Below are 6139 nucleotides of genomic sequence, written 5' to 3' on the forward strand. Positions count from 1 at the left end.
ATATTTAATACAAATAACAATGATAAAAACATATTTTTACAGAATTTATTAATGGTAATATCTGATAAGAATAAATTTTTAGCTTTTAAAAATGATATTCTGAGCCAAAAAAGTTTGAGAAGCAAAATTATATTATATTTAAAATATATGTCGAACATACAGAAAAGCAGAAATATTGTAATACCATATAATAGAGACAAACTTGCAGAGTTCATATCAGCTGACAGAAGTGCATTATCAAGAGAATTAAACAGATTATCAAAAGAAAATATTATAAAACTAGACGGCAGCAAAATAACTATTATAAAATTATAAAATAAATCTTATCTATCATAATAGAAAAATAACTGCATCATTTATTCATAAAATCAATATGTTTTTTTCTATTTCTAACTTCATCGGCTATTTTTTTTATAGTTATCTTTGACATAGATCTCTCAAAATCAAGCCTTACAGAATTAAACTCTTCACCCAAAACATCAAACATAGCACAGCCTACTGGACATACATGATTAGGTTCATGAAAATTAAAAAGTCCTCTCTCCTCTTTAGTAAATACTGCTTCATATATAGAAAGGAGTGTTATATCCTCTTCATCTTTTATAAGCCTGCTTCCCTTTTTATCTGTTTCTACTATTCCAGCAGACTGAAGTTTTAATAGTATTCTTCTTATAACTGAAGGATTAGTCCTTACACTTTTGGCAAGTAAATTTGATGTAGTGCCTTCATTTTCAAAAAATGCTATGCACAATACTATATGAGTAGCTATTGATAATTTTGTATTAATCTTCATAGTGATATAATATAAAATAAAAATTATTTATAGTCAATAATTAATTGAACAAAAAATATTGTTACAACTTTGGTAACAATGTTTTTTAGTTTTTAGTTGATATATATAAAAAAACATATAAAATTATATACCTAAATAAAACAAATTACTAATAAGGAGAACTTTAAAATGAATAAGCTTTACTATGCAATAGTTTTATCTGCTTTCATATTTGCTGTATCATGTTCAAATAATGCTGATAAAACAAATAATAACACTGCTTCAAATAATGCTGCTGCAAAAAAAGAAGCTGTTACCATAAATGTTGAAGGGGCAGCTGCACCAGAAAGTGTAAAGTTTAGAAATGGAAAATTATATATAGCTAATTTGGGAGATCCTAATGCTCCTGCTGACGGATTTATAATTGTAGCTAATGAAGACGGCTCTAACCCTCAAAAACTTTTTGAAGGTCAATTAGACAGCCCTAAAGGTTTTTCTTTCTTAACTGATGATATTATTATTATACCAGACCAAGTTAATGACAGTTCTTTAACTGGAAATTTGGTATTAGCTAATATTAAAGAAAATAAAATAATTACTAAACTTCCTATAGAAGGTTCTAAATTCTTAAATGATACAGTAGTAATAGATCCTACAACTGTAGCTCTAACTGATACAGGTGCTTCTACAGTTTACTTTGTAAAAGTGGATAATAATTCTTCTTTATCTATATCTTCATCAGTAACAGGTGTAGTTGGTGCTAATGGAATATTCTTAGATAACGGAGTATTATATATAGCTGGAAGTACATTTGGAGGAGACCCTAATGGCGGAGATATATACACATTAAATATAGACGGCACTGGATTAACTAAATGGACAGCTTCAGTATTAGGTGCTGGTGCTTTAGACGGTATAGCTATTGCTGATGGTAAATTATATGTTTCTGACTGGGGTAAAGACGGTGCTAATAACAATGCATGCATATATGTATTTGATTTGAATACTAAAAATCAATTAGAAAAAATAGAAGGTTCTTTAAGCGGTGTTGCTGATATAGATTTAGTTAATAATGTTATATATATACCAGAACTTTCTACTAGTTTAATTAAAAAAGTTCAATTATAATTTTTAGTTCATATATAATTTTTTCGTTCATAGTAGCTCAAAAAACGTGCATTTAAAAAATATTTTAAATGTGCGTTTTTTATTTTATGCTGTAAGTTTAAAATATTATATTTTTAAATTTGCTAAAGTAAATATTAGTTATTTTAAGTACGATTAAGTATGCGGCAGATAAAAAGTTAAATAAACCAATTAGCAAACTTAAAAATTTTTAGTAAACCAAAATTTATAAAAAGTTTAATTTGATGAATATATATTTTTCAATCTTATCTCATCATAAAAAGATATTCTGTAAGAATAAAGCTTAATAACTCTATCCAAACTATCCAAATCAGGTTTTACATACAAAGACACACTTGCTAAATCTGATGACCACCATATAGTATATTCTTCAAAGGGCTTTTTATTGAATGAATAATATTTAACATCTGTTTTTGTTATTTCACCATATTTAAACTTGAGTTTCTCTTTTATATCATCAATTTCAGCCAAAGAAGCAGGATTATAAAATGAAGGATTATTATAAATATCCCCTATATGATTGCATATTTCTATTCTGTAAAGTTCATTATTATAAAAATATAAGTAATACGCTAATTTTTCAGTATCATTTTTATATATATTAATAACCCTATTATTTTTAAGTTCAAATGATTCTAAAAAATCAGCATATATATTTAAGTTATAATTAGTAATTTTATCATTAGCCTCATCAATACTCATACCAAATTTTAAATCTTTATAACCATTAAGGTCAAAAAGCTCAGGTAATTGTGCAAAAATGATATTAGCACTTATTAATAAAATTACTATTATATATTTCATTTCTACTTATTATCTTTATAAAAGCTATTAATAATATCCAATACTTCCTCAGGTTTTTCAGCATACTGCATCAAATCTAAATCGCTAACATCTATATAGCTTTCATTAATCATATATTTTTTTATCCATTCTATAAGATCAGAATAATAATCTTTATTCATAACAATAAGAGGCATTCTTTGAAGTACTTTAGTCTGTATCAAAGTTAAAGTTTCAAACCATTCGTCCATAGTACCGAATCCGCCAGGAAATATTATAACGGCTTTAGCATATTTTAAAAACATAACCTTTCTTGCAAAAAAATATCTGAATTTAAGCTCCTCTTTTACATAAGGATTAGTTTTCTGCTCAAAAGGAAGTTCTATGCATAATCCTATAGAACCAGAACCAGCATCAAAAGCTCCCCTATTGCCTGCCTCCATAATACCAGGACCGCCTCCTGTTATTATATCATATTTATTTTCACCCAATAATTTAGCTGTTTCATAAGCTAATTTATAATGCGGATGATTTTCAGAAGTTCTTGCACTTCCAAACATTGAAACGGCATTCTTATAATAAGACATAGTTTCAAAACCTTCTACAAATTCGCCCATTATTCTAAATATACGCCAAGATTCATTAGGCATATCAGAATTCTGAAGTTCATAAGTTTCTCTTCTCATACATTCTCCGATATATTTTATTTTATTATTACAGCAGTACCATAAGCTATAACTTCTGTAGTTCCTTCCATTACAGACGATGATGAATAATTTATACCTATAATGGCATTAGCACCTAATTTTTTAGCTTCTTCTATCATTCTTTTTGTTGCTATTTCTCTAGCCTCACTAAGCATTTCTGTATAACTTTCCACCTCTCCGCCTACTATATTTTTTAATCCTGCAAGCAAATCCTTACCTATATGTTTAGCTTGAGCTACATTTCCTTTTACTAAACCTAATAATTCATAATTATAATTGCTTGGCAAATAATCAACAGAAAACATTTTAATATCAGAACTCATTTCATTCCTCCCTGTAATTCTTTAAAATATTATGTTAATTTGTCGGAAAACTATAAATATACTTAAAGATTTTTATTAAATATAGTTTTAACCTAATATTAATAATTATGAACAATATAAAAAAATAAAATTCATATTTTAATAAAAAAATATATAGTTAAATATAAAAATATTGTATGCATCTTATATAGAAGCTATAACAAAAATTATTAATATGATAATTCTACTATTTTTATAATATAAGCAAAAAGTTAGAAATATAAATAACATTATTATTAATCTTCTGCATCTATTACTATATACTATTTTTTAATTATTTATGTTTTTTATTAAAAATATATTATTGAAGTATATAATGAAATGATTTAGCTTATAAAAAACTTGAAATATATAAAGAGTAAAATCTGCTGCTGTAATAAAAAAATACTAAATTAAAAACTTATAAATAGTTTTGAAACAAGTATATTATGTTAACGATAAAATGTTGTTAATAAACAACTCCTCCGCATAAAGTTACATCTTCATCATAACATACGCATGACTGTCCCTTAGCAACTATTCCTGTAGGTTCAAAAAATTTTATATTGATTACATTTTCCTCTATTGGTATTACCCTTGCCATACTTCCTTTATGAGCACTTCTTGTCTTTACCAAAGCCTCAAACTCTTTATCTCTAGGTTCTGCTATCCAATTAACATCATATATAGTAACTTCATTAACAAATGTATGATTTTTATTTCCTACATAAACAGTATTAGTTTTGCTGTCTAATGATACCACAAATAAAGGCTCTTTATACGCTATACCAAGACCTTTTCTTTGTCCTACTGTATAATGCCATATTCCTTTATGATGTCCTAATATTTCATTAGTATCTATATTGATTATATCACCTTCTATATCTTCATCAAATAGTCTGCTGTACTCTCCTGCAAAAAAATCCTGACTCTCACTTTTTTCAGCAACTTCCAAATTATACTCTCTTGCAATTTTTCTGGTATCTTCTTTTGTATTTTCATGCATAGGAAACATTATTTTTGATAACTGATTTTGAGTAAGTCTGTATAAAAAATATGACTGATCTTTTATCAAATTTTTTCCTCTTAATAATAGATATCTTTTAGTTTTTTCATCATATTTTATTCCAGCATAATGACCAGTAGCAAATTTATCAAATTCTAGTCCCTGTTTTTCTATAGATTCAAATAAAGCCATAAATTTAATCTGACTATTGCACATAATACAAGGATTAGGAGTAAGTCCTTTTTTGTAAGATTCAGCAACATAATCTATAACTTTTTTTTGAAACATATCGCTCACATCAAAAGCATAGTAATCTATACCTATAGCCTGAGCATATTTTTTGCACTCTTCAACCATCTTTGACTGAGAAGGACTGTAGCATGAACCGATTAAAGGAGCTCTCTTATCTCCATTCCAAAGAAGCATAGTAACCCCAAATACTTCATTTCCTTCTTCTTTCAATATTTTTGCTGTAGTAGTAGAATCCACTCCTGCACTCATACCAACCGCTATTTTCTGCATACAAAATTTCCTTTTATTATATTTCTATTATATATTTCCCTATATTTTCTCAGCAGAGCTTTTATTTATCCAACCCTTAAAATTACCCTCTGCATAATACCAATTATCATACTCTTCAATAACCCTTAATTTCTCTCCTTCAGCTATTTGAGAAACTATATCCGATTTCGTACTGCTTCCGCTGTATAAATTGGCATTATCAATAGTTACAATATAATCAGAGTTTGCATAACTGCTTAATATCATTAATGGTATAAAAAATACTATTGAAAGCAGTATTAAAAATTTATTGATTTTCTTATTTTTAATAAATAATACTATAAGCATTGTAAAAAATACTAAAAATAATATTAAGAGTAAATACGTGGATATAATGATCACAGAATCATAATCGCTATTTCCATTAATTGAAGTTATCATTAATTTCACTTCTTTATCAAAAGGAGAAATATTAAGTGCCTTTTCATAATAAAGAACAGCATAACCATTACTTCCTATAGCAGCATAAGAAGAAGCCAAATTATAATACAAATCTTTTGAAATAACATTTGACGATGCTATATCCTTATACAAATAATTAGCCTCTAAATATTTGCCTTCATTATAAAGTTCATTAGCACTTTTAAATAAATTATTTATTTTTTCCAAATCAGTGTTTGACTTTATCTGACTATATAAAAAACATGACTGGAATATAAAAAACATTATAATTATTTTTTTCATATTTATTATATTACCCGTATTTATTTTTTTATCTTTAAATCTTTTATATATTTTATTAATTCTGCTGCTTTAGTATGATAATCTTCATTATCAGATGATTTTCCAGAATAAAGCTCGTATCTGCATTTACTTATTATAT

The 6139-nt window shown here is 26.5% G+C and carries 8 protein-coding genes; 2 read left to right on the forward strand and 6 right to left on the reverse strand.

What is annotated here, in order from left to right; translation table 11 throughout:
- Window positions 1-315 (forward strand): helix-turn-helix domain-containing protein (locus tag KQ44_RS06060; protein ID WP_143277880.1); only part of this gene is annotated, 315 nt, incomplete at its 5' end.
- Window positions 316-352: 37 nt separating this feature from the next.
- Here the strand turns inward: KQ44_RS06060 and KQ44_RS06065 are convergent.
- The gene (locus tag KQ44_RS06065) at window positions 353-793 is read right to left on the reverse strand and encodes an Rrf2 family transcriptional regulator (RefSeq protein ID WP_096736666.1); all 441 of its coding nucleotides are present in this window, start codon (window positions 791-793) and stop codon (window positions 353-355) included.
- A gap of 168 nt (window positions 794-961) precedes the next feature.
- Here KQ44_RS06065 and KQ44_RS06070 point away from each other — a divergent pair, with 168 nt between their 5' ends.
- Window positions 962-1900, forward strand: a complete 939-nt coding sequence (locus KQ44_RS06070) for an ATP-binding protein (RefSeq protein ID WP_096736667.1) — start codon at window positions 962-964, stop codon at window positions 1898-1900.
- A 234-nt stretch (window positions 1901-2134) separates the two neighbouring features.
- Here KQ44_RS06070 and KQ44_RS06075 read toward each other — a convergent pair whose 3' ends face one another.
- The 5 genes from KQ44_RS06075 to KQ44_RS06095 form a co-directional block, all read right to left on the reverse strand.
- Window positions 2135-2722, reverse strand: a complete 588-nt coding sequence (locus KQ44_RS06075) for a hypothetical protein (RefSeq protein WP_096736668.1) — start codon at window positions 2720-2722, stop codon at window positions 2135-2137.
- Between the two features lie 2 nt (window positions 2723-2724).
- Window positions 2725-3387 carry a TIGR00730 family Rossman fold protein gene (locus KQ44_RS06080; protein ID WP_096736669.1) on the reverse strand — a complete coding sequence of 221 codons (663 nt, stop codon included), beginning with the start codon at window positions 3385-3387 and terminating at the stop codon, window positions 2725-2727.
- A gap of 17 nt (window positions 3388-3404) precedes the next feature.
- Window positions 3405-3731, reverse strand: coding sequence for a YbjQ family protein (locus KQ44_RS06085; protein WP_013114868.1), 327 nt, complete (start codon window positions 3729-3731; stop codon window positions 3405-3407).
- Window positions 3732-4218: 487 nt separating this feature from the next.
- Entirely contained in the window at window positions 4219-5277 is a 1059-nt protein-coding gene (gene mnmA / locus KQ44_RS06090; protein WP_096736670.1) for a tRNA 2-thiouridine(34) synthase MnmA, read from the reverse strand.
- Window positions 5278-5316: 39 nt separating this feature from the next.
- Window positions 5317-6000: an SH3 domain-containing protein gene (locus tag KQ44_RS06095; RefSeq protein ID WP_096736671.1), complete on the reverse strand. Its 684-nt coding sequence runs from the start codon at window positions 5998-6000 to the stop codon at window positions 5317-5319.
- Between the last annotated feature and the right edge of the window lie 139 nt (window positions 6001-6139).

Origin of the sequence: Brachyspira sp. G79 (assembly GCF_002379365.1) — a bacterium.
Taxonomy (GTDB): Bacteria; Spirochaetota; Brachyspiria; order Brachyspirales; family Brachyspiraceae; genus Brachyspira.

Bases quoted from the DNA above. Each gene is read 5' to 3' on its own strand.
- KQ44_RS06080 (WP_096736669.1), bottom strand. From the start codon at position 3,387: ATGAGAAGAGAAACTTATGAACTTCAGAATTCTGATATGCCTAATGAA.
- KQ44_RS06075 (WP_096736668.1), bottom strand. From the start codon at position 2,722: ATGAAATATATAATAGTAATTTTATTAATAAGTGCTAATATCATTTTT.
- KQ44_RS06095 (WP_096736671.1), bottom strand. From the start codon at position 6,000: ATGAAAAAAATAATTATAATGTTTTTTATATTCCAGTCATGTTTTTTA.
- KQ44_RS06065 (WP_096736666.1), bottom strand. From the start codon at position 793: ATGAAGATTAATACAAAATTATCAATAGCTACTCATATAGTATTGTGC.
- mnmA (WP_096736670.1), bottom strand. From the start codon at position 5,277: ATGCAGAAAATAGCGGTTGGTATGAGTGCAGGAGTGGATTCTACTACT.
- KQ44_RS06085 (WP_013114868.1), bottom strand. From the start codon at position 3,731: ATGAGTTCTGATATTAAAATGTTTTCTGTTGATTATTTGCCAAGCAAT.
- KQ44_RS06070 (WP_096736667.1), top strand. From the start codon at position 962: ATGAATAAGCTTTACTATGCAATAGTTTTATCTGCTTTCATATTTGCT.